Origin of the sequence: Terrabacter sp. RAF57 (assembly GCF_052113925.1) — a bacterium.
Taxonomy (GTDB): Bacteria; Actinomycetota; Actinomycetes; order Actinomycetales; family Dermatophilaceae; genus Terrabacter.
The window spans coordinates 1-676 of the sequence record NZ_JBFRDT010000057.1 but is presented as its reverse complement, the minus strand read 5'-3'; the positions used below and the strand labels follow the sequence as shown (position 1 = coordinate 676).

Annotated in this window: 1 protein-coding gene and 1 pseudogene; both read left to right on the top strand. The window is 73.7% G+C overall.

All coding sequences use genetic code 11. The annotated features are described in order from the left end of the window. A pseudogene (locus AB4Y83_RS22680) lies at positions 1–278 on the top strand (hypothetical protein); the annotation flags it as partial. Further along, positions 260–430 carry a hypothetical protein gene (locus tag AB4Y83_RS22675; protein WP_442298280.1) on the top strand — a complete coding sequence of 57 codons (171 nt, stop codon included), beginning with the start codon at positions 260–262 and terminating at the stop codon, positions 428–430. The pseudogene AB4Y83_RS22680 and the gene AB4Y83_RS22675, both read left to right, overlap by 19 nt. Positions 431–676 lie beyond the last annotated feature (246 nt).

The following is a 676-nucleotide window of genomic DNA, read 5'->3' as shown; positions in this document are numbered from 1 at the left end:
ACACCCCGGCCGCGTTCGACACCACGGTCGCGGAGTTCGCCCGGCACGCGACGGTGACCCAGCTGCAGCGCACCGTCACCCGCTACGACTTCACCCTCCAACCCGACAGCGTCGACGACCGCGGCCGCGGCCTGCCCGGCGAGATCCTGCCCGGAGAGATCCTGCCCGGCGAGATACCACCTGGTGACGAGAGCGGTGACGAGAGCGACCAGGAGGGCGGCGACGGCGGCGACGGTGGGTGTCGGGGAAGCGGGCGCCGGTGGAGCCGGCCCACCTGAGCATGGGCCTCGACGCCGACGGGCGGTTCCGGCTGCGCTACGACGCGCCGGCCGAGGTCGGCGCGCTCGTCGAGTCAGCCCTCGCCGAGGCCAAGGACCATCTCTTCCACACCCTCCCCCCGAGAGCGTCCGCGACGCTGACGGCGGTGTGAGCGACGAGCAGAAGCAGGCCCTCGACGGGGACGTCCTGCACCCCGACCAGTACTGCACCGACGGAGGCCGGCCCCGCGTCACCGGGCCGACGCCCTGATCCTGCTCGCCACCCGCTCCCTCGACGCCGCAGGCAGTGACGGCTCGGGTGGAGCTGCCCGGCGGGCTCGCTACCGGGTGCAGGTCCACCTCGACACCGACGGTGGCTGGCTCACCGGCCGCCCCCGCCTGCCCCAACACATCACCAA